20 protein-coding genes are annotated in these 23,919 nt (G+C 43.8%); 5 read left to right on the forward strand and 15 right to left on the reverse strand.

Features of this window, described 5'->3' with window-relative positions:
* Positions 1–79 precede the first annotated feature (79 nt).
* Together MSG35_RS06125 and MSG35_RS06130 are read right to left on the reverse strand one after the other, a co-directional pair.
* Positions 80–1,273, reverse strand: a complete 1,194-nt coding sequence (locus MSG35_RS06125) for a class I SAM-dependent methyltransferase (RefSeq protein WP_017059708.1) — start codon at positions 1,271–1,273, stop codon at positions 80–82.
* A gap of 129 nt (positions 1,274–1,402) precedes the next feature.
* A complete protein-coding gene (locus tag MSG35_RS06130) occupies positions 1,403–2,806 on the reverse strand; it encodes a methyl-accepting chemotaxis protein (RefSeq protein WP_017068925.1) in 1,404 nt (467 codons plus the stop codon).
* Between the two features lie 88 nt (positions 2,807–2,894).
* On the opposite strand from MSG35_RS06130, the gene yccX reads away from it, so the two are divergent.
* Complete coding sequence (yccX, locus tag MSG35_RS06135; protein WP_248383372.1) at positions 2,895–3,182, forward strand: acylphosphatase; 288 nt, start codon at positions 2,895–2,897, stop codon at positions 3,180–3,182.
* 58 nt (positions 3,183–3,240) lie between these two features.
* Here yccX and MSG35_RS06140 read toward each other — a convergent pair whose 3' ends face one another.
* The 6 genes from MSG35_RS06140 to MSG35_RS06165 all read right to left on the reverse strand — a co-directional run bounded on the left by MSG35_RS06140 (position 3,241) and on the right by MSG35_RS06165 (position 8,871).
* Positions 3,241–3,570, reverse strand: coding sequence for a TusE/DsrC/DsvC family sulfur relay protein (locus MSG35_RS06140; RefSeq protein WP_017057205.1), 330 nt, complete (start codon positions 3,568–3,570; stop codon positions 3,241–3,243).
* A 160-nt stretch (positions 3,571–3,730) separates the two neighbouring features.
* Positions 3,731–4,396: a Bax inhibitor-1/YccA family protein gene (locus MSG35_RS06145; RefSeq protein ID WP_017057206.1), complete on the reverse strand. Its 666-nt coding sequence runs from the start codon at positions 4,394–4,396 to the stop codon at positions 3,731–3,733.
* A 283-nt stretch (positions 4,397–4,679) separates the two neighbouring features.
* Positions 4,680–5,444, reverse strand: a complete 765-nt coding sequence (locus tag MSG35_RS06150) for an amino acid ABC transporter ATP-binding protein (RefSeq protein ID WP_017059704.1) — start codon at positions 5,442–5,444, stop codon at positions 4,680–4,682.
* Between the two features lie 22 nt (positions 5,445–5,466).
* Complete coding sequence (locus MSG35_RS06155) at positions 5,467–6,564, reverse strand: amino acid ABC transporter permease (RefSeq protein WP_248383374.1); 1,098 nt, start codon at positions 6,562–6,564, stop codon at positions 5,467–5,469.
* A gap of 1 nt (position 6,565) precedes the next feature.
* Entirely contained in the window at positions 6,566–7,771 is a 1,206-nt protein-coding gene (locus MSG35_RS06160) for an amino acid ABC transporter permease (RefSeq protein WP_065677515.1), read from the reverse strand.
* A 71-nt stretch (positions 7,772–7,842) separates the two neighbouring features.
* Positions 7,843–8,871 carry an amino acid ABC transporter substrate-binding protein gene (locus MSG35_RS06165; RefSeq protein WP_048610904.1) on the reverse strand — a complete coding sequence of 343 codons (1,029 nt, stop codon included), beginning with the start codon at positions 8,869–8,871 and terminating at the stop codon, positions 7,843–7,845.
* 480 nt (positions 8,872–9,351) lie between these two features.
* Between MSG35_RS06165 and MSG35_RS06170 the strand changes: the two genes are divergently transcribed.
* Positions 9,352–10,293, forward strand: coding sequence for a bifunctional precorrin-2 dehydrogenase/sirohydrochlorin ferrochelatase (locus MSG35_RS06170; protein WP_017059700.1), 942 nt, complete (start codon positions 9,352–9,354; stop codon positions 10,291–10,293).
* A 190-nt stretch (positions 10,294–10,483) separates the two neighbouring features.
* On the opposite strand, the gene MSG35_RS06175 is transcribed toward MSG35_RS06170, so the two are convergent.
* On the reverse strand, positions 10,484–10,966 hold the full coding sequence (locus MSG35_RS06175; RefSeq protein ID WP_004733632.1) for a YajQ family cyclic di-GMP-binding protein: 483 nt from the start codon (positions 10,964–10,966) through the stop codon (positions 10,484–10,486).
* A gap of 12 nt (positions 10,967–10,978) precedes the next feature.
* Positions 10,979–12,037 carry a 3-deoxy-7-phosphoheptulonate synthase gene (locus MSG35_RS06180; RefSeq protein ID WP_048615990.1) on the reverse strand — a complete coding sequence of 353 codons (1,059 nt, stop codon included), beginning with the start codon at positions 12,035–12,037 and terminating at the stop codon, positions 10,979–10,981.
* A gap of 207 nt (positions 12,038–12,244) precedes the next feature.
* Between MSG35_RS06180 and MSG35_RS06185 the strand changes: the two genes are divergently transcribed.
* Complete coding sequence (locus MSG35_RS06185) at positions 12,245–13,132, forward strand: putative PEP-binding protein (RefSeq protein ID WP_248383376.1); 888 nt, start codon at positions 12,245–12,247, stop codon at positions 13,130–13,132.
* Positions 13,133–13,308: 176 nt separating this feature from the next.
* Positions 13,309–13,794 carry a DUF4442 domain-containing protein gene (locus tag MSG35_RS06190; RefSeq protein WP_048612140.1) on the forward strand — a complete coding sequence of 162 codons (486 nt, stop codon included), beginning with the start codon at positions 13,309–13,311 and terminating at the stop codon, positions 13,792–13,794.
* Between the two features lie 109 nt (positions 13,795–13,903).
* Here MSG35_RS06190 and MSG35_RS06195 read toward each other — a convergent pair whose 3' ends face one another.
* A complete protein-coding gene (locus MSG35_RS06195) occupies positions 13,904–15,259 on the reverse strand; it encodes a hypothetical protein (protein ID WP_048610915.1) in 1,356 nt (451 codons plus the stop codon).
* A 28-nt stretch (positions 15,260–15,287) separates the two neighbouring features.
* On the opposite strand from MSG35_RS06195, the gene MSG35_RS06200 reads away from it, so the two are divergent.
* Entirely contained in the window at positions 15,288–16,196 is a 909-nt protein-coding gene (locus tag MSG35_RS06200) for a S1-like domain-containing RNA-binding protein (RefSeq protein WP_174214340.1), read from the forward strand.
* 299 nt (positions 16,197–16,495) lie between these two features.
* Here the strand turns inward: MSG35_RS06200 and rsmF are convergent, their stop codons facing one another.
* The 4 genes from rsmF to MSG35_RS06220 form a co-directional block, all read right to left on the reverse strand.
* Positions 16,496–17,917: a 16S rRNA (cytosine(1407)-C(5))-methyltransferase RsmF gene (rsmF, locus tag MSG35_RS06205; protein ID WP_248383378.1), complete on the reverse strand. Its 1,422-nt coding sequence runs from the start codon at positions 17,915–17,917 to the stop codon at positions 16,496–16,498.
* A gap of 149 nt (positions 17,918–18,066) precedes the next feature.
* Positions 18,067–20,724, reverse strand: coding sequence for an MlaD family protein (locus tag MSG35_RS06210; protein WP_248383381.1), 2,658 nt, complete (start codon positions 20,722–20,724; stop codon positions 18,067–18,069).
* Positions 20,711–21,994, reverse strand: a complete 1,284-nt coding sequence (locus MSG35_RS06215) for a paraquat-inducible protein A (protein ID WP_248383383.1) — start codon at positions 21,992–21,994, stop codon at positions 20,711–20,713. The genes MSG35_RS06210 and MSG35_RS06215 overlap by 14 nt, the downstream gene beginning before the upstream one ends.
* A 54-nt stretch (positions 21,995–22,048) precedes the next feature.
* Positions 22,049–23,845 (reverse strand): ABC transporter ATP-binding protein, encoded by a 1,797-nt coding sequence (locus MSG35_RS06220; RefSeq protein WP_017059690.1) that lies wholly within the window; start codon positions 23,843–23,845, stop codon positions 22,049–22,051.
* Between the last annotated feature and the right edge of the window lie 74 nt (positions 23,846–23,919).

The following is a 23,919-nucleotide window of genomic DNA, read 5'->3' on the forward strand; positions in this document are numbered from 1 at the left end:
AAGACCGAAACATAAGCTTCGGTCTCTAGTCCAAACAGAAACCACCTTTGTCTAAGGTGGTTTTTATTTTTAGTGGCTATTATAAAACCTTACAAGCAAAACCTTTCAGGTAGAAACCTTCTGGGTAGGCTGTGTCTGTTAGATGATCGGCTGCTTGCTCGAAGCGTTCTACGAACTTAACAGTGCGGCCTGCATCTAATGCTGCATCAGCGATGATTTTTTGGAACAAATCAGTACCCATTAAGCCAGAGCAAGAGTAGGTGAGTAGAGTGCCACCTGGTTTCAGGATTTGCATCGCAAGCATGTTAACGTCTTTGTAGCCGTTAGCGCCTGAAGTTAGGTTATTCTTGCTTGAAACAAACTTTGGTGGATCCATGATCACTACGTCAAACTTAGTGCCTTGGTCACGGTACTCTCGAAGCAGTTTGAAAACGTCAGCGTTTAGGAATACAGCACGCTTTTTCGAGATATCAAACTCATTAAGTTCAGCGTTGAACTTAGCTGTATCAAGAGCAAGTTGAGATACGTCAGCGTTGATAACACGCTTCGCGTCGCCTTTAAGTGCGTAAAGGCCAAAACCACCTGTGTATGAGAAACAGTTAAGGACATCTTTGCCTTTAACGTACTTCATCGATTCTTTGCGGCTATCACGTTGGTCCATGTAAAAGCCCGTTTTGTGGCCTTCCATAATGTTCACGCTGATTTTGACGCCATTCTCTTCAATCACAATTGATTTAGGTGGCTCTTCACCATGAAGTACGCCGACAACTTGTTCTAGACCTTCTTTTTTACGAACCGCTACGTCTGAACGCTCGTAGATGTTGCAGTCAGGGAAGCACTCGATTAACGCTTCTACCAATACGCTTTTGTTAAATTCAGCGCCAGCACTTAGCAGTTGGCAAACAAGGAAATCTTGATATTTGTCGATTGTGATACCTGGCAAGCCATCAGACTCTGCGGCCGTTAGGCGGTAGCCCGTTAGACCATCACGCTCGATAATGTCTTCTCGTAAAGATTGTGCGTCTTGAATTCGTTTTACGAAGAACGCCTTGTTGATCTCTTCTTTTTCAAATGTCCAAACACGAGCTCGAATTTGAGATTCTGGTGAGTAAGCCGCTTTTGCAAGCCACTGACCATTTTGAGCATATACGTCTACAGTTTCACCTTGTTTTGGTTCGCCTTCGACCTTATCGATACCGCGTGAAAATACCCAAGGGTGTTTGCGGCGTAGTGATTTATCTCGGCCTTTAGCTAGATGAATTGAAGGAGTCATAATTTACTCTGTTTGTTGAATTTGAAGGAGGGGTATTGTCGGGGAAGTACAGGTGAAAAGCAAATAAGAAAGGGCTGCAGAAGCAGCCCTAGTAATGATTAATCAACACATTGTGGTTGGAGAGCAGTATTAAGCTTTAAGACCTGTCAGCAAACCTTCCATCGTATCGCTTTGTTTACGAAGTTGGTCAACATTGGAATTACTCTTGCTGATCATCTCGCAGATGCTGTCTGATTGATGACGAATCTCTTCAACACTCTGTGCAATGTTGTCAGCGACTACGCCTTGTTCTTCAGCTGCGGTAGCAATTTGAGTGCTGCTATCTGAAATAGACTGGTTCTTTTCCGCTAATGAACCGATCTCGACGTTCACTTCTGACATCAGTGTTTGGCCTTCGTTAGCATTATTCACCGTGACTTCCATCAGCTTGGTCAGTGATTGACTGTTACGTTGTAATGATTCAATCATGCTTTGGATTTCAACCGTTGCTTGCTGAGTACGACCGGCAAGGGCACGAACTTCATCGGCAACAACAGCAAATCCACGACCTTGCTCGCCAGCACGTGCGGCTTCGATAGCGGCGTTCAACGCCAACAGGTTAGTCTGTTCAGAAATACCGTTGATGGTTGTGACTACTTCATCGATCTGCGCTGCGTTGGCATCCAGCTCTTCTACTGCTTGTGAAGCGGATTGGATCTCTTGAGATAGGCTAGAGATAGACTCCAATGTATTTGAAACCTTTACTTGACCGCTCTGAGCAACGCCGCGAGCGTCCATCGTTTGTGAACTAGACTCATGAGCAAGGGTAGCGACTTCGCGAATGGTAGCCGCCATTTGTTCCGTTGCACTTGCCAAGCTATTCAGGTGTTCCTGTTGGTTACCTGAGATGTCTGAACTTTGTTGTGTTGACTGGTTCAAGTCTGAGCTGATTTGCTGCATGAGAGCGACAGACTCTTGGATTGATAGAACCATGTTTTGTTCACGTTCAGCGACTTTATCGATTGTAATAGCGATTTCACTGAACTCGTCACGAACTAAGAAGTAGTTCATGCGGCAAGTTAAGTCGCCATTCGCTAGGGTGTTCAGAGCTTTGTTCATAGAGAACATCGCGCCGCCAATGAAAGTCATAATGTAGTAAACACCTAGTGCGATAAGCGTTAGGGTTACAGCTATGATAGAAACCTGAGTCGTCGATAGAGCAGACCAAAGGTTTTGGTCATGGTTGGCAACTAGGCTGAACGCACCATTCATTACTGAAACAGAACCAGCACCATAGCCTAAAGAGATGGTTTCAGAACTGCTGACAAGCTGAGCTACTTGATCTTTAGTGAGTTGACCCGCTTCGATAAGCCCTTTCATCAAGAGCATTTCTTCTTGATAAAGATGAGCAAGTAAAGAGTCCGCGGCACTATCTAAAACGAGAGTTAATATAACCAAGGCGAGAAGAGGTAATAAGAAGAGTAGATAGAACTTTTCTTGGATTTTTAGGTGAATGAGATATTTGTCAATCCAACGAAATGGGATTTCTTTCATAATCGTTATACTCGAAGTAAGTCCACCAATAAGCGGTGAATGAATAGAAACTCGACTATATCATTCATATAATTTATGAGGCAACGTTATGGAAAGTTCACAATATATTTTTGTCGTGTCAGGCGTAGTTCAATGTGTTGGGTTCCGTTACCACACCAGTAGGCAGGCGCAAGCTATGGGTCTCTCAGGTTATGCAAAGAACTTAAATGATGGTCGAGTTGAAGTATTAGCTGTCGGAGAGGGTCAACAAATAGAGAAGTTACATGCTTGGCTCAATATTGGCCCTTCGAGCGCAACAGTAGACAACGTTGTGATGCATCAAGTGAAAGATAGTGAGCGCCAGGACGTACGCGTAGGGGCGTTTAAAATACTGTAGTTATGGCACTACAGTATTTATATCGAAAGTAACTTAATGGCCTAAAGCGGGTTAGGTTTTACAAGCACTTTGCTGGTTTAGGTAAGCCGGCGAGCTTGGTCGCTTGTTTTGCAGGACCTTTTTTGAATAACTTGAAAAGGTACTTACTGTTGCCTTTTTCTGGGCCGTGGGCTTTTTCCATTGCTTTAACGAGCATGCGAACCGCTGGTGAGGTGTTGAACTCTTCGTAAAAGCTCCTTACAAAATGTACGACTTCTAAGTGTGCATCTGTAAGTTCAATCGCCTCGTCTTGAGCAAGAATTTCAATCATGCCTTCTTCCCATTGCGTGTAATCCAATAGGTAGCCTTGAGCGTCGGTTTCGATTTGCTTGCCGTTATATTCAAACATGTTTAATCCAGAATCCAATTAACTATGTGGATAGGGTACATGACCAAGTTTGTCTTTCTCAACAGAAATTGTAGCTATCCAATGAAATATCACACTTATAGATACAAAAAAGCCCAAGAGATAGGCTCTTGGGCTAGATATTCTTCAGTGATGGGAGCGATTAGTCGTCGCTGCCCATGATGCCTAGGATGCTTAGTAGGCTGATGAAGATGTTGTAGATCGATACGTACAAGCTGATCGTCGCAGATATGTAGTTTGTTTCACCGCCACGAATGATGTTTTGCGTTGTAAGCAAGATAACACCAGTCGAGAACAGGATGAACATACCGCTCATTGCCAATGATAGTAGAGGCATTTGTAGGAAGATGTTTGCAACCATACCTACAAGTAGTACTACGAAACCAGCTAATAGCATGCCATTAAGGAACGACAGGTCACGCTTAGTTGTTAGTGCGTAAGCTGATGCGCCCATAAACGCCAGTGCTGTACCGCCAAGTGCAGTTAGGATGACATCACCCATGCCTGCGCCAACGTACATGTTTAAGATTGGACCGATAGTGTAGCCTAAGAAACCCGTAAATAGGAATGTGAAGACTAGACCCATGCTGTTGTCACGGTTCTTTTCTGTTAGGAAAAGTAGGCCGTAGAAGCCAACAAGCATGATAATAAGACCCGGGCGAGGAAGGTTCATCGCCATGGATACGCCTGCTACAACAGCAGACCAAAGTAGTGTCATAGACAGTAATGCGTAGGTATTACGCAACACTTTATTGGTTTGCAGAGCACTTTCTTGAGATGCTGTGCGTGAAAACATAGGGCTGTTCATAATCTTCCTCGTAAGGTGACTTCAATAGTTATTAGTACATTTATGGGGGTGAAAGTTCGAAAAATCAAGTCTCTCATTCCTCTTGTATACGTAAAATAATAATCAAAATAGTCGGTTAAGTGTTTCTGAAGGTGTAACAAAGTATTTCTTATAGTGCAGTTAAGGTTCGATGCTTAATTTTTATCGCACTGAGTCGCTGTTTATAATCTTGAAAAACTTAATTATAACACTGAAAACAAAGAGGCGACCTAAGCCGCCTCTGTAGTTTATGCATCATAACACATTAGTGGTGTAAGATTTGGCTTAAGAAGTTCTGCGTTCTGTCTGATTGTGGGTTTTCAAAGAAATCGACAGGATTGTTCTCTTCTATGATTTCACCGGCATCCATGAAGATAACGCGATCTGCGACCTCTTTAGCAAAACCCATCTCGTGCGTTACACAAAGCATCGTCATGCCTTCTTCTGCAAGCTCAACCATTACGTCTAACACCTCACGAACCATTTCTGGATCGAGCGCCGACGTTGGTTCATCAAACAGCATCACTTGAGGGTTCATACACAAAGAGCGAGCGATAGCTACACGTTGTTGCTGACCACCTGAAAGTTGACCTGGGAACTTATCCGCTTGCTCTGGGATTTTAACTCGCTCTAGGTACTTCATTGCAATCGCTTCGGCTTCTTCTTTTGGCATCTTTTTGACCCAGATAGGGGCCAGAGTACAGTTCTCTAATACCGTCAGATGTGGAAACAGATTGAAGTGTTGGAAACACATGCCGACATCTCTACGTACGGCTTCGATGTTCTTTAGATCTTCCGTTAATTCATTACCTGAAACGAAGATATGACCTTTTTGGTGCTCTTCTAATCGGTTGATGCAGCGGATCATCGTTGATTTACCAGAGCCAGAAGGGCCACAGATAACGATTTTCTCGCCTTTTTTAACTTCTAGATTGATGTTCTTAAGTACGTGGAATTCACCGTACCATTTGTTCATGTCTTTCAACTCGATCATAAGACCTTGAGAGTTGTTTTCTGTCTGCTGCGTCATAATACGTCCTTGATCTTGTTAATTATCGTTTGTGACCGGTGTGAAGTCTGTTTTCTAGCCATATCGAATATCTCGACATGCCAAAACAAAACACCCAGAACACTAACGCGACAAATACATAACTTTCTGTTGAATACCCAAGCCATTCAGGGTCGGTATTCGCGGCTTGGCCAATCCCTAGTACATCAAACATACCAATAATCAAAACAAGACTGGTATCTTTAAACAAACCAATGAAGGTGTTCACAATTGAAGGAATCGTGATTTTAAGAGCTTGAGGAAGAATGATAAGCCCAGTCTTTTTCCAGTAGCTTAACCCCAGAGCATCAGCCGCTTCGTATTGGCCTTTTGGTATTGCTTGTAAACCACCACGAATTACTTCGGCCATGTAGGCTGCACTGAATAGAACTACCCCTACAAGTGCTCGAATCAGCTTATCGGTTTCTGTCCCTTCTGATAAAAAGAGTGGGAGCATTACTGAAGCCATGAATAGAACTGTAATGAGCGGTACACCACGCCAAATTTCGATGTATACGGTACACATACTGCGAATGATCGGCATCTCTGAGCGACGCCCAAGAGCAAGTGCAACACCAATAGGAAGTGACACTACAATACCAACAAGTGCGATGACCAGTGTAACCAATAGGCCGCCCCATTTATGGGTATCAACAACTTCTAACCCAAAGACCCCACCGTATAGCAAGCCGGCAATGATAAATGGGTAGATGTTGACGAAGAACAACCAAATCCACGTGCGTTTAGGTGTTTTTTCATAAGCCAGTAAGGCTACAAAAATGGCCAACGTTGCGTAGAAGAGGCGAGGTCGCCACAGTTCAGCTTCTGGGTAGAAGCCATACATGAATTGGTCCCAACGAACGCTGATAAAAACCCAACAAGCGCCTTCGCTAGTACAGGCATCGCGTGTGGTTCCTATCCAGTCGGCACTGATGAATGCCCAATCCGCTACTGCCCATAGAAGGGTAAAAGCAAAGTAAGCAAGAACCACAGTGACGACGCTGTTAACAGGTCCATTAAATAGATTTTTTCTTAACCAACCTACTGGTCCAACGGTATTCGCTGGAGGCGGAAGATCAGGTTGAAATTGATGTGTACTCATCTTATCTCTCCACCAACGCTACTTTGCGGTTGTATATGTTCATTAGAGCAGACGTTAATAGGCTCAAGGTTAGGTAGACGCCCATTGTCATCGCGATTACTTCGATAGCTTGTCCAGTTTGGTTCAGTGTTGTTCCTGCAAATACAGAGACAAGATCAGGGTAACCAATGGCCATCGCAAGTGATGAGTTTTTGGTCAGGTTTAGATACTGACTGGTTAGTGGTGGGATAATGATTCTTAATGCTTGTGGAATAATGACAAGCTTAAGAGTTCTAGAGCGTGGGATGCCTAGAGACATAGCTGCCTCAGTTTGCCCATGGTTTACCGCGTTAATACCTGAACGAACAATCTCAGCAATGAACGCTGCTGTGTAGATACTTAAAGCGAGCATCAATGCAGCAAGCTCAGGGATTATGCTAACACCACCCTTGAAGTTAAACCCTTTCAACACAGGATAATCTGCAGAAATAGGCATGCCCATAACAAAGTAAGTTACCAACGGTAAGCCTAAAATCAACGCAGCGGCAATTCGTAACATCGGTGTTTGTTGGCCGGTCAGTTTCTGTCTGTTCTTAGCCCAGATATTGATAATAAACGTAGCGATAATACCGACAATCAATGATGCGATGACAATGCTACTGCCTTGCTCAAACACGGGTGCAGGGAAGTACAATCCACGTACATTCAGGAAAATTGCCTCACCTAGACTCATACTTTGACGAGCAGAAGGTAAGGCTTGTAGAACGGCGAAGTACCAGAAAAAGATTTGTAATAGAAGAGGGATATTTCGGAATATCTCAATGTAGACAGCTGCAAATCGGCTAACTAGCCAGTTTGAAGAGAGTCTAGCGATACCCATACTAAAACCCAGCACTGTCGCTAGCATGATGCCGAGTACTGAAACCAAAGCGGTATTGAGAAGGCCGATAAAGAATGTACGACCGTATGAGAAGGTCTCGTCGTATTCAATCAGTGTTAAGCCGATACCAAAACCAGCTTCTTGGGAGAGAAAATCAAAACCAGTGGTGATACCACGGGAATCTAAGTTTGTGAGTGCATTATTTACAATCGTGTAAAAGAAAGCACAAAGCGCCCCGACGGCGATAATTTGGAAAATGATGGAGCGAAAAGTGGGGTTGTAAAATAAGTTGGCACTTTTGGGCTGTGGCTTTGCCTGAGCTGGAGAAATAGTTTCATTAGGTTTCATACTACTATAACCTCAAATCCATTTAATAAATAGGGCGGAAAACTCCGCCCTAATTGATGCTTGAAAATTTATTAACGGATTGGTGGAGCGTACATAAAGCCGCCCGCATTCCATAATGCATTTACACCACGAGAGATCTGAAGTGGAGAACCTGTACCAACAGTACGCTCAAAACTCTCACCGTAGTTACCAACTTGCTTAATTACTTGGTAACCCCAGTCGTCGCGAATGCCAAGGCCTTTACCTTTAGGACCGTCTACACCAAGAATACGTTTGATGTTTGGATCTTTTGACTTAAGCATTTCGTCTGCATTTTTAGAAGAGATGCCGTATTCTTCCGCGTTAATCATTGCTGAAAGTGTCCACTTAGCAACGTTAAACCATTTATCATCATCTTGACGAACAACAGGGCCTAGAGGCTCTTTAGAGATGATTTCAGGAAGTACTTCTGCAGATTTAGGATCAGCTAGGTTTAGACGAAGTGCGTATAGACCAGATTGGTCAGTCGTTAGCACGTCACAACGACCAGCGTCGAAACCTTTAGATGTTTGTGCTGCCGTATCGAATACCACTGGCTTGTAAGACATGCCACTGTTACGGAAGTAATCGGCTAGGTTAAGTTCAGTTGTTGTACCTGATTGAACACATACAGAAGCGCCATCAAGCTCTTGAGCACTTGTTAGGCCAAGTTCTTTCTTAACCATGAAGCCTTGACCATCGTAGTAGTTAACGCCTACGAAGTTCAGACCTAGAGCAGTGTCACGATGTAATGTCCATGTTGTGTTACGAGATAGTACGTCGATTTCGCCAGATTGAAGCGCAGTAAAACGCTCTTTTGCTGTTAGAGGTACATACTTAACTTTAGTCTTGTCACCGAGTACAGCCGCTGCAAGAGCTTGACAATACTCAACATCAATTCCTTCCCATTCACCTTTTGAGTTAGGGTTAGAGAACCCTGGAAGACCGGTACTTACACCACAAGTTAGAAAACCTTGAGATGTGACTTTGTCCAGAGTGCTTTCTGCCGCTGATGCCGATGTTGCCATCATCGCAGTTGATGCAGCTACTACTGAAGCAAGAAGTGTTAGTTTATTTGTCATTTGTATCCTTCCTTGTTAACCAGGTGACACCTGATACTCGTGCTCGTTTGAGTTTCTCTTATGTGTTGCGTTTTCTATGACCTTGTTGTTCAAATTAAACGAGTTGCATTTTGCAAATGAAACTGTGTGCGATTTAAACAACTGTTTATAAGGTTAGGAAAGGATCCGTAGTTTCACAAATGTATAATTTAAAAAGAATTTTGAATGAAATCACAAATCCGAACACAATTAGAATGACCAAATGTTAAGTGAATGTAAATAGTGCAACGGTTCACACTGTTGGTGCAACAAGATTTAGGTTTTTATATTGATAATCGACTAGATAAATATTCTGAATCAATATCACAATGGTGAAATATTAAACTTAAAAAATGTTGAAATTTGGTCAATAAATATTTTTATTACACTTCGATAGTTATGAATATGCTCCAAATTTGGTAGCATGGCTGAATAGTTATTGAAGTAGTCTCAAGGAAGAACATGCGTTATTTCCCAATGTTTTTGGATGTAGAAAATAAGCCAATCTTAGTGGTTGGTGGGGGTGAGGTTGCTTGCCGTAAAGTCGATAGCTTACTACGAGCGGGAGCGGATGTGACTTTGGTGTCTCCCAAGGTAGCGCCTTACTTAAAGCAGCTTGTGGACGAGAACAAACTCCACTGGGTTCAAAACTTTTATTCGTCACAGATCATATCGAAAAATTACTTGCAGGTTTGGGCCACAACAGACAACCCAAGTTTGAATCACCAAGTGTATAATGATGCGAAAAAACTGGGTATTTTAGTCAATGTGGTTGACGATCTTCCTTACTGCGATTTCATCACACCTTCGATGATAAATCGCGGCAGAATCCAAATTGCCATCTCTAGTGGCGGTGCATCACCTGTTTTAGTAAGAAATATCAGAGAAAAACTCGAAACGGTATTGCCACAAAACATAGGTTTGATAGCAGACTTCGGTGCATCAAAACGCAATTCAATCAAAGAGTCATTCCCAACCGTCGACGAGCGTCGTAAATTTTGGGAGCGTTTCTTGTCATCCAGCTTTATCGAGCAGGTGAATGACAGAGAGCAGTTAGAGTCTTACTACCAGCAAGCGCTAACCGAAGGCATTGATAGCGAAGGGCAGGTCACTTGGATCGAATTTGAGCAAGACGTCGAGCTGCTGTCTATGAAGGCTTTACGTTTGATGCAAGAGGCAGAACTCGTACTTTCACCGAGCGATTGTCCATTTGAATTTATAGACCTGTGCCGCCGAGATGCAGAAAGAGAGAGCTACGCCAACAGCGGAGAGCTATCAACCAAGCTTGAGCAAGCAAGAGCAGAGAAATTACGAGTGTGTGTGTTTATTCCACCAGCAAGCGTGGAGTTTAATCTGTTGGTCGGCAAAGACCTAAAATTGTCAGCAGCCCAAGTACTCAGTTGAGGTAGTTGCTTCTAGTTGCAATGAGAGCTTTCTGGTTGTTTTAAATCGGCTAGAGGCTCGGAATAAAACTAAACCTGGACCCGATAAATAAAAAGCCACTTCCTGTAAAGAAGTGGCTTTCTGCTATTTCATACACGACATTGTGTTGATGAATGAACAACCCAAATAGGCGGTCGCTCAAACTCAATAATTAGTCGCGGAAGTTGTCAAACTGGAAAGGTTGACCAAGTTCACCGCTGCGAACTAGAGCCATAACAGCTTGTAGGTCATCACGCTTCTTACCTGTTACACGAACTTTGTCGCCCTGGATAGAAGCTTGAACTTTAACTTTGTTGTCTTTGATTAGCTTAACGATCTTCTTAGCGACATCAGTCTCAATGCCTTGCTTAAAGATAACCGTTTGGTGCCAAGTGCGACCTGTTTGGTCTGCCGCTTTCGCTTCCATCGCGTTAGGATCAACATTACGCTTCGTTAGGTTGCTGCGAAGGATATCGCGCATTTGCTTCAGTTGAAAATCGTCTTGAGCAGTCAATTTTACTGATTCATCTTTGTAATCAAAGCTTGCTTCAACGCCGCGGAAATCGAAACGAGTCGATAGTTCACGGTTTGCGTTGTCTACTGCGTTACGCAGTTCTACTGCTTCTACTTCAGAGATAATGTCAAATGATGGCATTGTGTTGTTTCCTTAAGCTAAGTTTCTATCTTTAATTGCTGTTGCAAGCATATCTAGCATTGTTGCAGTATCTTCCCAGCTTAGGCATGGGTCAGTAATCGACTTGCCATATTCTAGGTTGTTGATATCTGTCATTGGCTGGTTGCCTTCAATAATGAAGCTCTCTGCCATAATGCCTGCAATTTGGTTCTTGTTGGATTTAATTTGCTCACAAATGTCTTGTGCAACTTCTAACTGCTTACGGTGCTGTTTCTGACAGTTAGCGTGGCTAAAGTCTACAACCAAACGTTGAGGCAGGTCGAATTCAGCCAGTTGCTTACACGCAGCATCTACAGATTCGGCGTCGAAGTTAGGGCCTTTATCACCACCACGTAGAATAACGTGACCGTATGGGTTGCCAGAAGTACGGTAAACCGTCATGCGGCCGTTCTTATCTGGAGAGTAGAAGTAGTGTGAAGCATGTGCTGCGCGAATTGCATCGATAGCAATCTTGATGTTGCCGTTGGTCGCGTTCTTGAAACCAACAGGGCAAGACAGTGCAGAAGCCATTTCACGGTGAATCTGAGATTCAGTCGTACGAGCGCCAATCGCGCCCCAAGTGATAAGGTCCGCAATGTACTGACCTGTGATCATATCAAGGAATTCAGTCGCGGTAGCTAGGCCAAGCTTGTTGATATCTAGCAGAAGCTTACGAGCTTTGTTCAAGCCTGTTTCAAGTGCGTAAGAACCATCAAGGTTAGGATCGGTAATCAAACCCTTCCAACCTACAACAGTACGAGGTTTCTCGAAGTAGGTTCTCATTACCACGAACAGTTCATCTTTGTACTGGTCTTGAATTTTGCTTAGGCGCTCAGCGTAATCAAGTGCCGCATCTGTATCGTGAACAGAGCAAGGGCCTACGATAACTAATAGGCGGTTATCACGACCAGTTAGGATATCTTCGATTTGGCGGCGAGAATTTTTAATGCGCTCAGCAACGTCGTCAGTAATAGGGTGTGCATTGCCTAGTTCGGCAGGAGTTGGCATAGGACCCAGAGCTTGGGTTCTCAACTCATCAGTTTTTAATGGCATGTGATAGCTTTTTTATTCTATTGCGAAGTGGTTAAGATAACGGAATTGAACAGAGGAATAAACTCTATTGAGTCAAAGTTATCTCAGTTATTGCTAATATTCTTATTTTTATCAGCAGGCCAGCGTCAAATAAGGGATTTTCACTTGTATTAACAGGCAGCTATCGGTATTTTCGTTTGAACACAACATAAAAATGCTGGAGCAGCAATGACTCAAGAAAATCAAAGCACTTTGCACCCAGAACTTGTCTTAGGTGATGTGCTGCCTTCTTACAACGATAATAATAATTCCAACCACTTATACGTTTCGTTATCAGAATTAGTGATGGATCGTGTCTTCTACCACCCAAGTATCGAAAGTCACCTAGATACACTGACTGATATTGAAAAAACGTCTTTAGATGCGATCCTTGGCGATAAAACCGTCGATGAGCATTTTGTTTCGACCTTAGTGATTGCCATTCAAGCTGCCGTTCAGCCAAATCACACTTCTGTTCGTATCGCATTAAGCAGTGCAGACAGCTATGGCTTCCGTTCGCTACTTGGCGGGAACTGTGAAGCTGAAGAGGTTAACCCAGCACTAGGCGTTCGTGGCGTTGCTCGCTATGCAACACCAGAATACAGCAAGGCTTTCGCTTTAGAGTGTCAGGTTATTAAGGCATTACGTGAGCAGGGCATCAACGTTGAAGTAGTTGTGCCTTACGTTCGTGCGTTAAGCGATGCCGCTAAGATTATTGACCTGCTTGCCGAGCAAGGGTTACCACGTGGCCTTAATGGTTTGAAAGTACTGTTCTCGTGCGATGTGCCGTCTGCAGTGCTACTGAGCGAAAGATTGCTGCATTACTTCGATGGTGTAGTGGTAAACGTTGATAGCTTAGCGTCTTTCACTTTAGGCGTAGACAAACACAATGAAGCTCAGCAACACGCTTTTGATCCACAAAATGAGGCGGTTATTACTTTGTTGGATATGATTGTTAAAGCAACCCTGAACGCGAAGAAGCCAGTGCTGCTAGTAACTCAAGGCTTAGTGGATTACCCACGTCTACAAGGTTACATAGCTGATCTTGAAGGCGTAGAAACGGTCGTGACTGCATAAATCGGTTTGTTGTCTTAGTAAATCAACTTGCTATATTCGTTTATTTGAAGCGCTAAAGCTTTGAGAATGAGAGAGATATCATTGTGCGATGATATCTCTTTTTTGTAACGTTTTTTTGACATCTCTATCGCAAATCGATTAACTGGTCTGATGACTTATTTGACTAGGTAATCCGAATGTTGACCCCTCTACAAAAAGCAAATTTCTACTTGAGCATGTTTGGTTTTTTCAAAGTGCCTCTGATCTGGTTATGCAGACCAAAATTGCTCGCACTGGATAACCAACATGTTGAGGTCAAAATTCCTCTTAAAAGGCGAACGAAGAACCACCTTAATAGCATGTATTTTGGTGTTTTGGCTGTGGGTGCTGATGTGGCGGGTGGCTTTCTTGCGATGAGCAAATCTCAGCAGCAAGGTGAAAAGATTTCGTTGGCGTTTAAAGAGGTGACGGGCAACTTCTTAAAACGTCCAGAAGGCGATGTACACTTCACTTGTAACGATGGTGAGTTGATCAACACTATGCTGGAAGAAACTATGTCTACCGGGGAGCGTGTAAACCAACCTGTAACCATTATCGCGACTTGCCCATCTTTGCATGGCGACGAGCCGATGGCCGAGTTCACGCTAACGCTTTCGATCAAGAAAGTCCCGTCTAGGAAATAGCTCGAAGTAGATGGAAGCTTGAATAAGTGAATAAGTGAATAAGTGAATAAGTGAATAGAGCGGTATGTGAATTGAACACCCACATACCGTGCTGCACACCATAGCAAAGCTAAGATTCTTGAGTGATTTGCTCGATGTCGACGATCTTTGAACGGTTCATTACGATTTTCCAACGGTAATAGGTCGGTTCGTTATCGTGATTGTTCTCTTTAATGATCAAGTTGAGCAAGTGGCGCTTTTCTACCGATTCACGGCTAACTTGCCCTTCATTCAATCGATACACCTTATTTGAGCCCTTATCCATCAATCGTGTCAGCGCTCGGAGGCTGATGGATAACGTTTCACGAGTCTCTTCATAACCACTCATGAACGTCGATGTCGACATCTCAGTGTGCGAACGGTAGTGCAGGATTTGCTCTTCACGTTGGACGACACGCTTCTTACGTATCGATTGAATACGGTCTGCTAACTTAGAGAAATTCGCATAGTCCAACCATTCCAGTTTATGGCCGACAGACTTATTGGTCGTTGGGTCATAGTAACGACGCTTCCATTTTGGTTTGCCTTTACGCAGCCAGCGCCAAAGAATATCTCTCAAATCATCTTTGAAGATCTCACGTAGAGCGTAGATGAAAGACATCGCCACAATGAAAGAGGCGGTAATCTCACCAAGAAAGTCACGAGCCAAGATCACAGTAGTGGTCACGACAACCATCACCAAACCCGTTGCAATACCTTTCACGGCGCGCTTAACGTTCTTACCCATCGATGTCGTTTTTTCTTTAAGCACGATAGGGTGCTCAATCAAACGACGCAGCAAACGCATCTTGTTACTCAAGCGAGTAACGTCTTCTCGAACTCTCGCTGAGTTGTAGCGGTTCAGTTTACGGTGTGCAGTCTCTTTATCACAAAGCGTTAAGAGTCGTTCTTTAATCGTTGAATACTCACTGCCACGTGGCATATGCGAAACCAGCGATAAGAACTTTTGCTCTGTGTACCATGAAAGGTAGTTATCAATGTTTGCGTAGTAGCGTTTGAGGTTCTCTTCATAGGGAATACTACGACGAAGCTTTTTCAGAATATCTAACGCCAGTTCAATGACTTCATCTACTTCATCAGCCGTTACGTCGTCACTATCAGTTTTATTTAAGCTGCTGACTGCTTTATCTAAAGCAATAACATATTGGTAGGCAAACAGACTCAAACTGACACGATACTGTGTTGTAGATAAGCGTCCACGTTTTGCTAAGCGACTGTGTACCAAAGGTAAAAGTGTCTTGTCACTGTAGTAGGCACGTTTTTGAGTGATTGAGCTGTAAAAAAAGGCACTTTCAGAAAGCACTTCAGGAGTCAGTCCAAGTTCACCGGGAATGAATAGATAAACGTCCATGTCGAGCTTTTTTGTCTTAGCCATGGCATGGTTAATTTTAAGTGTTATCGCATCTTGTTTATCAACGGTGATCAACGATGTCTCCTAGAATGTAAAAATATGAATGAAACTAGCGAAAGCATATCAGAGATCACGTATAATCTCCGCCAAATTTAAAGTAGAGACAATCTTGATGATTAATATTGGTCAAATAAACAACTTAGAAGTAGTAAAACAAGCAGACTTCGGTGTATTCCTTGACGCGAGCGACTATGGAACCGTGTTGCTGCCGAAACGATTTACTCCTGAAGGTGTTGAAATTGGTCAAAAGCTAGATGTTTTCTTATACATTGATTCTGACAACCAGATCGCTGCAACGACTGAAAAGCCGATCGCTCAAGTAGGCCAGTTTGGTTTGATGACGGTTGAAGGTGTTAACAGCACTGGTGCATTCATGAGCTGGGGCGTGAAAGGTAAAGACCTTCTTGTTCCTTTCAGCGAGCAGCGTGGCCGTTTAAACGAAGGCCAGTCAATCTTAGTATATGTGTATATCGATAAAGCATCGAGCCGTATCGTTGGTACAACGAAGTTCAACAAATGGTTAGATAACACGCCTGCGACTTATAAGCAAAATGAGCAAGTTGATCTCATTATCGCTGAGCGCAGCCAATTGGGTTACAAAGCGATCGTGAACGGTGAACACTGGGGTATGATTTTCCCATCTGACATCATCGGTAAGCTGTTCATTGGTAAAACACTAAAAGGCTACATTAAAAACGTTCGTGAAGAAGACGGTAAGATTGATTTGTCTCTTCAGAAAGTTGGTGTCGCTAAGATGGATGACCTAAGCACTAAGGTTCTTGATCTGCTTGAGAAGAAAGGCGGTTACCTGCCTTTGAATGATAAGTCTTCTCCTGAAGTTATTTTCTCTGCATTCAGAACCAGCAAAGGTACGTTCAAGAAGACAATTGGTGGTTTGTACAAATCTGGCAAGATCACTATCGACAAAGAAGGTATTAGCTTAGTTAAATAAGCGATCCTCTCGGTCAAAAAAAAGCCCAAACCTTCCTGTTTGGGCTTAGGGGAAAGGGCTCCGAAGAGCCTACGCTAATCGTTTTAATCTTTTGACTATTAGATTGAAGTCTAGTTTAGATTCCCTAAAGTGCGATTTTTCTTTTTAGAAATAGTGGCTTGAATTGATATTTATATAATTAGTTATTGATTTACAAGCGCTCGCACACTGAGTTACATGGCCGATAGAATAGAAAAAGCCCAAACAATTAACGTTGTTTGGGCTTTTTGTTTATCTAGCTGTATAAAGGGAGAAAACTTTTAGAAAAGGTTCTTATCGCGCACTAGTTCGCGTGGTAAACCGTTCTTCACTCGGTTGCCAACCCACTTACCAAGGCCGATGATTGCACCATTGTACTTCACTAGTACTTCACCTTTGCCAGACAAGTTTTCAGGGCGAACATCGCGTCCCATGAACCATTCACGAGCATCTTCAATACTTAGCTCAACAACATTAGCTTCATTACCTGTTGCCAGCGTTGTCGCCACTTGGTGCTGCCAGCGGTAACCTTTTTTATGGGTTTCGGCGATCTTGATTCCCATGCGAGAAAAACGGAACTCACCGATCATCGGCTCTAGCGCTTCTGGGAATAGCCAAACGTCTTTGTCGCGAATCCAAACCTGAGTATCGCTTGGCAATTCGATATCGAGAGTACTCATTAGTTGTTCAGCGACTTCTTGCTGAGTTTTCTTTGATGCTTTTTCAAATGGGAATTTACCCATACGTTTTTTAACTTCTTGTGGAGTAACAGACGCTAGTTTACGGATACGTGCAACAAAGAAACCTTCTGAGTCATAAACTTGAGGGAAGATGTGTAGGAAGCCTTCCTCTGTCGTGGTTGCTTTTGCGTTGTCGAATAGTGATTCCAGAGATTCAAATTCAACCGCATCACCAAAGGTTTCTTTTAAGTGATGACACACTTGTTGGTTCTCTTCGGTGCTAAGCGTACACGTTGAGTAAACCAAAACACCATTAGGTTTAAGAGCATGGAATGCACTTTCAATCAGATCTTTTTGCGTGTCGGCAATATCGACCACAGATTGATACGTCCAGTTCTTCATCGCATCGGCGTCTTTACGAATAGTGCCTTCGCCAGAGCAAGGTGCATCTAGCAACACAGCATCAAACTGTTCTGGTAACCAACCACCAAAAACTCGACCGTCAAAGTTACTTAGAGCGGCATTACGAACACCACAACGTTCGATGTTAGCGTGAAGGACTTTCACACGGCTTGCTGCGTACTCATTGGCAACCAATACACCGCGATTATTCATTAGCGCAGCGATTTGCGTTGTTTTAGACCCGGGTGCAGCCGCAGTGTCTAACACCGCTTGGTAATCAGCTTCACCTTGGAAAAGTGCCGAAGGTGGCATCATCGAGCTGGCTTCTTGGATGTAGAAAAGACCAGACATGTGTTCTGCCGTATTACCTAGTGGCGCTTCACTTTCATCAGCTGTAATCCAAAAGCCCGTTTCACACCAAGGTACAGGTTCCAGTTCCCAGCCTTTCTCTTTTGCTCGTACTAGGAAGTCTTCAACACTGATTTTCAATGTGTTGACTCGAATGCTTTTACGAAGTGGTTTTTGGCATGACGCAACGAAAGAAGCCATATCTAGATGACTAGGCATGATTGCTTCGATGTGCGTTAGGAATTCTTCAGGAATATATACGTTAGCGTGCAAAAGAGTATCTCGATTTATTGCATTAATGCGGGGAGTTTAAAGCAAAATGAGGCCGCCCTAAACCATATTTATAGCAAACAACAAAAATGCAGCCGAATGGCTGCATTTTGATGAAGAATTAATCTTCCGGAAACGTCAGGGAATTCACTCTATGGACGAGGAATTGCTGTTCTCCATGATTTCCACTCATCTTCGGCTTGAGGATAGAGGTAGAAAGACTGATCTTCGCTTGCTACTGGTTGAAGTTCATTTGTCGGTGGCGTTGAGAATGTAATACCACCTCTTAACAAGCTGTCTACCGTTCCGGCTTTGATGTTTGCGCCTGACAGGCCGATTGAGACATCGACGCCCGACACGTTCCAGAACACGGTGTTTGCACGGATTAGATACGCGTAGTCAGGTTCTATTTGAATCGTAGAGATGATGCGATCAGCAAACTCGCCCAGCTGAACATCTATAACACTGCCAATTTCTAGTTCACGGAATAGGATAGGTGTACCTTCAGATACTGAGCCGCGCGTTTCGCTTTGCAGTTGGAATATCTTGCCTTCAGGCTGCACAGGTCCTTTGCTAAGCTCAAATTTCGTGTTTCTTTCACCTTTGCCCGGGTCTACGTTGATGTGTTTAGAGAGCAGCGCAGAGACGTTTTTGATGCCATTAAGGCCAATCTCAGGTTCTGCCAACCAGAAGTGACTGTTCGTCACGGCAATCTTGTCGACGTACTCAGGTAAAATACGCGCAGTAATTTCAATGCCGCCCTTGTTGAAGTTCGGAATCACCAAAGTAACCTCACCAACAGTGACACCTTGATATTTGATCGCCATGCCCTTGCTGACTTCTTGATCGCCAGAAGAGGTGATAGTAATCGCGCGGCCAAATTTTCGAGCGGATTTCGAATCTTTGTAAAGCTTCCACACATCACCAAGTTTGTTGTCGATTCCTGGCAGAGAGTCAAAAGCAATACCGCCTTGGATAAGGGTTTTAACTGGTGCCGCTTTAATGCTGATACCCGATAGCGACGCATCAACCTCAACCCCTGATCGGTTCCAGAAAACAGTGTGCTTGTTGAGTAAGTGCGTGTAACGATTTTCGATTGTGACTTTGATTCTTACGCCACCGTCGGCAAGCTGAAAATCAGAAATACTACCCACTTGTAGGTTGCGGTAGAGGAGTGGGCTGCCTTTAGATATTGAAGGTAACTCACTGGCAAACAAAGAAAGTGTCTTTGAACCCGACTGATTAAACTTAGCAATTTCTGCTAACGACTTACTTTGGAAAAGTTGGTAGTCCGCTCGAGCTTCAGATTTACCTTCACTCACAAAGCTAATCGAGCCAGTAAGAAGCTGTTTTGCTGGTGGGACCGTAACACTTAAGCCTGATTCGGTAAGCTCTGCAGTCGCACTGCCTGTTACAAAGAAACGGTTGTGGCTTTTGATAAGGTGCGCGTATTCATTATCGATAAGTGCATCCATGAAGACTTCGTGTTTATCAGAGCCCGTACCAACACCATCAACTAATCCCACATGGATGATAGAGCCAACGGCAATGCCTTTGTAGAGCAGTTGTGTACCGACATCTAAACCGAACGAATTGTTCGACGTTAAGCGAATCGCAACGGATTTCTCTTGTTCCTGACTGAATTCATTCTTGCGAATCGCAGTAAATCGACGAGCCTTTTCACCTTCGCCCGGTACCAAGGTTAAAAAGTTACCTGTCACTAAGTTGGCAATGTTTTTCATACCAGTGAGTGACAACTCAGCTTCTTCTAGAACGAATTTACTGCCGCTGTTTAAAAAGTCACTGAATGCCGGTTGGATAGCGGCAGATGCAACGACGTTTTCACGTCCTTCACTTAGCGATAAATCAGTGATTTGACCGATTTCAATGCCGCGATACATGATCGGTGCGCCTGTTGCGCTGATTTTATTATCATCGGGAACAGCGATCTTGATAGAGATACCACGACCGGCTGTTTTTAAGTCTGGGTAGAGCTTGAACTTGGTGTTCATCTCTACGGGCTGGCCTTCTCCTGGAGAGTCAACCGCAATTGAACCGCCAAGTAATGCACTAAGGCTCTCTAAGCGAACATCAACACCGGAAAAACCAATACTTGCACCTAAACCACTGACATTCCAAAAGCGGCTTTGGTCGGTAATGATATGGCTGTATTCATCTTTAATTGACGCTTGAATCGTAACGGATTTAGCGTTGTCGTTTAATTGGTAGTTGTAAACCTCACCAATTGGGATTTTACGGTAAACGATTTGAGAACCCACAGACACACCGCCCAGATCTTTGGTCGTCAGTGAAATATTCAAACCTTCAGAAGCCAGTAAGTCAGAAGGGGAGGATTCTAACGCTTGGAAAACAGTTTCCGGGTCTTCTTTGGCTTCGCTCGGGTGGATAGCAATATAGTTACCTGAAACAAGTGCGTCTAATCCTGAGATACCCGACAAACTTGCTGTCGGCTTTACAAGCCAGAAACGAGTGCCTTTTGAGAGTAGCTTCTTCGCTTCTGGGTAGATGTCAGCATCGACATAGATACTCGATAGATCTTTGGATAAAGTGATGTCACGCACCATACCCACCTCTAAGCCTTGGTAACGAATCGTTGTTCGACCTGCGACTAAACCTGCGGCATCTGAGAAGTATATCTGCACACGTTGCCCAGCATCGTGTATCGATTTCATGACCAACCAACCGGCTAAGGCGACGGTTAATATCGGCAGAATCCACAAAGGAGAGATGCCTTTGTTTTTCCTTACTTCTGGTGAATATGACGTTTGTGATTGGTTATCGTTGTTCATTCACTGACTCATCTTTAGAGGTGTAGTTATCCCAAATTAGCCTAGGATCTAAGCTTTCCGCTGCTAGCATCGTGAGAACAACTACGACGCCAAAAGCGACTGCACCATAACCTGGTGTAAAGTTTAAAATTTGTCCGCGGTCGACCAAGGTCATCATGATCGAAATAACGAACAGATCCATTACCGACCATTTCCCCACCCATTTCACGATGAAATAGATGGTCATACGTTGCCTGTGGTAAACGGCGCGCTTCATCTTTATACAGATTAAGATGTACGCGAGGCCCAGTATTTTCGCGACTGGCACGACGATACTAGCAATGAAAATGATCGCAGCGATGCCATACATATCGCTATTAATCAGCGAAGCGACACCGGAAATGATGGTGTCTTCCAGCCTTTGACCGTTGGTAATAAGGATAGAGATAGGAATAACGTTAGCGGGAACAATAGCCACGGATGCGGCAAACAGCAGAGCCCAAGTCTTCTGTATAGAGTAGGGCTTGCGGTGATATAAGTCATGGTGACAACGCACACAAGTATGACCGTCAGGCTGAGATAGGTGACAGTTGTGGCAGTGTACGTTCTTAGTTTCAGCAAAAGAGTATTCAGATTCTTTTGCCCAAGCTTCCCAGTAGCGACGCACACTGATGCGGCTTACCAGTAATACGCTGAAAAGCTGCAGAAGAATCAAGCCAATCAAACCAGGGCCAACAAAAATATCCGAGTAATCTTGCAGTTTGAAACACGAGACCGCCAAACTTACCAGAAACACATCCAACATCATCCAATGTTTGAGAGTCTGAATAATGGCTAATGAATAACGAAAGGGGGTGAAGATCTTAAAACGCAGTGATGCATGAGTGATGAGTACCGACGTGCACACGAGCAACGGAGCGATCGAACTGCAGAACAGGATCAGCAAACCAAGTAGAGGAAAGCCTTCGCCCATTAAGGTAAAGACGCCGGATGGTAACGTCGCGGGAATCATGACACCAATCAGGCGAATACTGATGAATTCAAAAAAGTGCGATGGGATAAACAGCAATAAGCAGGTAATTGCGATTGCTAGGTTTCCTGAGAGGCTAGGGGTGCCGCCTCTATAAAGCTGAGTTCCGCATCTTGGGCAGTAAGCGGATTTCCCTAAAGGGATGTCCATTTTATCTACGGGAAGTTCGCAGCCCTGGCAAAGACGCACTGAGCTGCTATCGCATTGGTGTTTTGTTGATAAAGGGTTGGTTACGGATGGGGAGGTCACGCGACCTCCCAAGTTGAAACGTAAGTTAGGTTAGCAACCCGACTTAAAGACTGAGAGCCACAAACATCAGGCGTGCGATTGCACACTGCCGTAGAGTGTTTGATAGAGTCCTTGTTGTTCAACCAATTCACCATGTGTTCCCGTCTGTGTGACTTGTCCATCTTCTAAAACATAGATTAGATCGGCTTGTTTCACCGCTGATAATCGATGAGCCACTATCAAAGTTGTGCGATCTTTCAAAAACTCGCTCAACGCTTTATGCAGCGCTGACTCTGTTGCTGTATCGAGTGCAGATGTCGCTTCATCAAGAATAACAAACTTAGGATTGCTCAGCACCATACGAGCTATTGCTAAGCGTTGTCGTTGACCACCAGACAGTCGAACGCCGTTCCTACCAATTTGTGTATCTAAGCCATTACTCAGTTGCTTGATGACGTCTTGCATTTGAGCGACTTCAAGCGCACGCCACAACGACATTTCATCGTATTCAGCACCAAGGGTCAGATTATGCCTTAATGTATCGTTAAAGAGTATAGGTTGTTGTAAAACCACGGCAATTTGATTGCGTATTACATCAAAGCTAATGTCATCGGTTGTTTCACCGTTATAGCGAATGCAACCCGAGTCTGCTTGGTAAACCCCAATCAGCAACTGGATTAAGGTAGATTTACCACCGCCACTTGCGCCCACCAAAGCGACTTTCTTACCTGCAGGGATGTGCAGCGATAGCCTATTTAAAACAGTGTTTTCCAATGTGTAAGAGAATGTAACGTCTTCGATGTCGACTGTCACTTCTTGATCTTCAGTGAATGGGTTCACTTTACTAATAGGACGCTTCTCTTCTTCTAACTGAAGAAGATCGTTGATGCGTTGCAGTGCAGCTTTCGCGCTATACCAAGAGAATTGAATCCCTAGTAGCTCTTGAACTGGGCCTAACATGAACCACAAGTAGCCAAATACCGCGAAAATCTGACCAATGGTTAAGTCACTGAATAACACCATTAGCATAGCGACGGCACGGAAAAGCTCGAAACCTAATAAGAAGAGTAGAAACGAAACACGGCCAGCAGCTTCAGATTGCCAAGCGTATTTGTCGGCATCGATTCTTACTTGGTTTGCTTGAACCTTAAGTTCATCGAGAAAGATACGTTCTTTATTCGCCGCACGCAGTTGGTAAATGCCGTCTAAGGTTTCTACCAAACGGTTTTGAAAGCGCTCGAAAGATTGGTTTTCGTATTTCTTAAGGTGTTTGACTCTGCTGCCTAGTTTACGAGAGAAATAAATTACAACAGGATTGACCAGCAAAATGAACAATCCTAAACGCCACTCTAACCACAACAGCACGATCGCTGTCCCGAACACGGTCAGGAAGCTGATGATAAATTTAGAAAGAGTCGAGCCAATGAACTTATCTATTGTCTCTATGTCTGTTATTAGGTGGGCGTTAATACCGCCACTGCCTTTGGTTTCGTATTGTCGAATACTGATGCGGCCAAGCTTATCTATCATCTTGCTGCGCATTTGATAGGTAATTGTTTTGGACACAAGCGTAAACTGACGCCCTTGCAGAATGTTCAGCGCTTGGCTAACGGAGCGCATGATAATCACTAACAACAAAGTTAGTGCGATATAGCCAGTCGGTGTTTGTAATGAAGATGGAAGTAGGTGGTTCATCATCTCTAAGCCTGAAGCGGGCTTATCAAGTAATACTTCATCAACCATTAATGGCATGAGCAACGGGATAGGGACACTAATGAGAGTTGCAAATATGGCAATAATGTTAGCAAACAGTAATTTGGACTTGTGTTTTTTTACTTGAGTTATTAACCAAGAACGGCTAATAGTGTCTTCTGAATTGTTCATTGTAATGAGAATAAGTCCTATTTAGTTTGATGGCCGCATTCTACTGCGTTCTCTTGATAATGGAAGTCTCAATT

Source organism: Vibrio sp. 1CM23M (genome assembly GCF_023161755.1).
Lineage (GTDB): Bacteria > Pseudomonadota > Gammaproteobacteria > Enterobacterales > Vibrionaceae > Vibrio > Vibrio coralliirubri.

What these genes read in the sequence shown, in the direction of transcription:
- MSG35_RS06220 (WP_017059690.1), bottom strand. Translation starts at nt 23,845, where the DNA reads ATGAACAATTCAGAAGACACTATTAGCCGTTCTTGGTTAATAACTCAA.
- yccX (WP_248383372.1), top strand. Translation starts at nt 2,895, where the DNA reads ATGGAAAGTTCACAATATATTTTTGTCGTGTCAGGCGTAGTTCAATGT.
- MSG35_RS06170 (WP_017059700.1), top strand. Translation starts at nt 9,352, where the DNA reads ATGCGTTATTTCCCAATGTTTTTGGATGTAGAAAATAAGCCAATCTTA.
- MSG35_RS06150 (WP_017059704.1), bottom strand. Translation starts at nt 5,444, where the DNA reads ATGACGCAGCAGACAGAAAACAACTCTCAAGGTCTTATGATCGAGTTG.
- MSG35_RS06200 (WP_174214340.1), top strand. Translation starts at nt 15,288, where the DNA reads ATGAAACTAGCGAAAGCATATCAGAGATCACGTATAATCTCCGCCAAA.
- MSG35_RS06125 (WP_017059708.1), bottom strand. Translation starts at nt 1,273, where the DNA reads ATGACTCCTTCAATTCATCTAGCTAAAGGCCGAGATAAATCACTACGC.
- MSG35_RS06190 (WP_048612140.1), top strand. Translation starts at nt 13,309, where the DNA reads ATGTTGACCCCTCTACAAAAAGCAAATTTCTACTTGAGCATGTTTGGT.
- MSG35_RS06175 (WP_004733632.1), bottom strand. Translation starts at nt 10,966, where the DNA reads ATGCCATCATTTGACATTATCTCTGAAGTAGAAGCAGTAGAACTGCGT.
- MSG35_RS06140 (WP_017057205.1), bottom strand. Translation starts at nt 3,570, where the DNA reads ATGTTTGAATATAACGGCAAGCAAATCGAAACCGACGCTCAAGGCTAC.
- MSG35_RS06210 (WP_248383381.1), bottom strand. Translation starts at nt 20,724, where the DNA reads ATGAACAACGATAACCAATCACAAACGTCATATTCACCAGAAGTAAGG.
- MSG35_RS06180 (WP_048615990.1), bottom strand. Translation starts at nt 12,037, where the DNA reads ATGCCATTAAAAACTGATGAGTTGAGAACCCAAGCTCTGGGTCCTATG.
- MSG35_RS06185 (WP_248383376.1), top strand. Translation starts at nt 12,245, where the DNA reads ATGACTCAAGAAAATCAAAGCACTTTGCACCCAGAACTTGTCTTAGGT.
- MSG35_RS06145 (WP_017057206.1), bottom strand. Translation starts at nt 4,396, where the DNA reads ATGAACAGCCCTATGTTTTCACGCACAGCATCTCAAGAAAGTGCTCTG.
- MSG35_RS06160 (WP_065677515.1), bottom strand. Translation starts at nt 7,771, where the DNA reads ATGAAACCTAATGAAACTATTTCTCCAGCTCAGGCAAAGCCACAGCCC.
- MSG35_RS06165 (WP_048610904.1), bottom strand. Translation starts at nt 8,871, where the DNA reads ATGACAAATAAACTAACACTTCTTGCTTCAGTAGTAGCTGCATCAACT.
- MSG35_RS06155 (WP_248383374.1), bottom strand. Translation starts at nt 6,564, where the DNA reads ATGAGTACACATCAATTTCAACCTGATCTTCCGCCTCCAGCGAATACC.
- MSG35_RS06130 (WP_017068925.1), bottom strand. Translation starts at nt 2,806, where the DNA reads ATGAAAGAAATCCCATTTCGTTGGATTGACAAATATCTCATTCACCTA.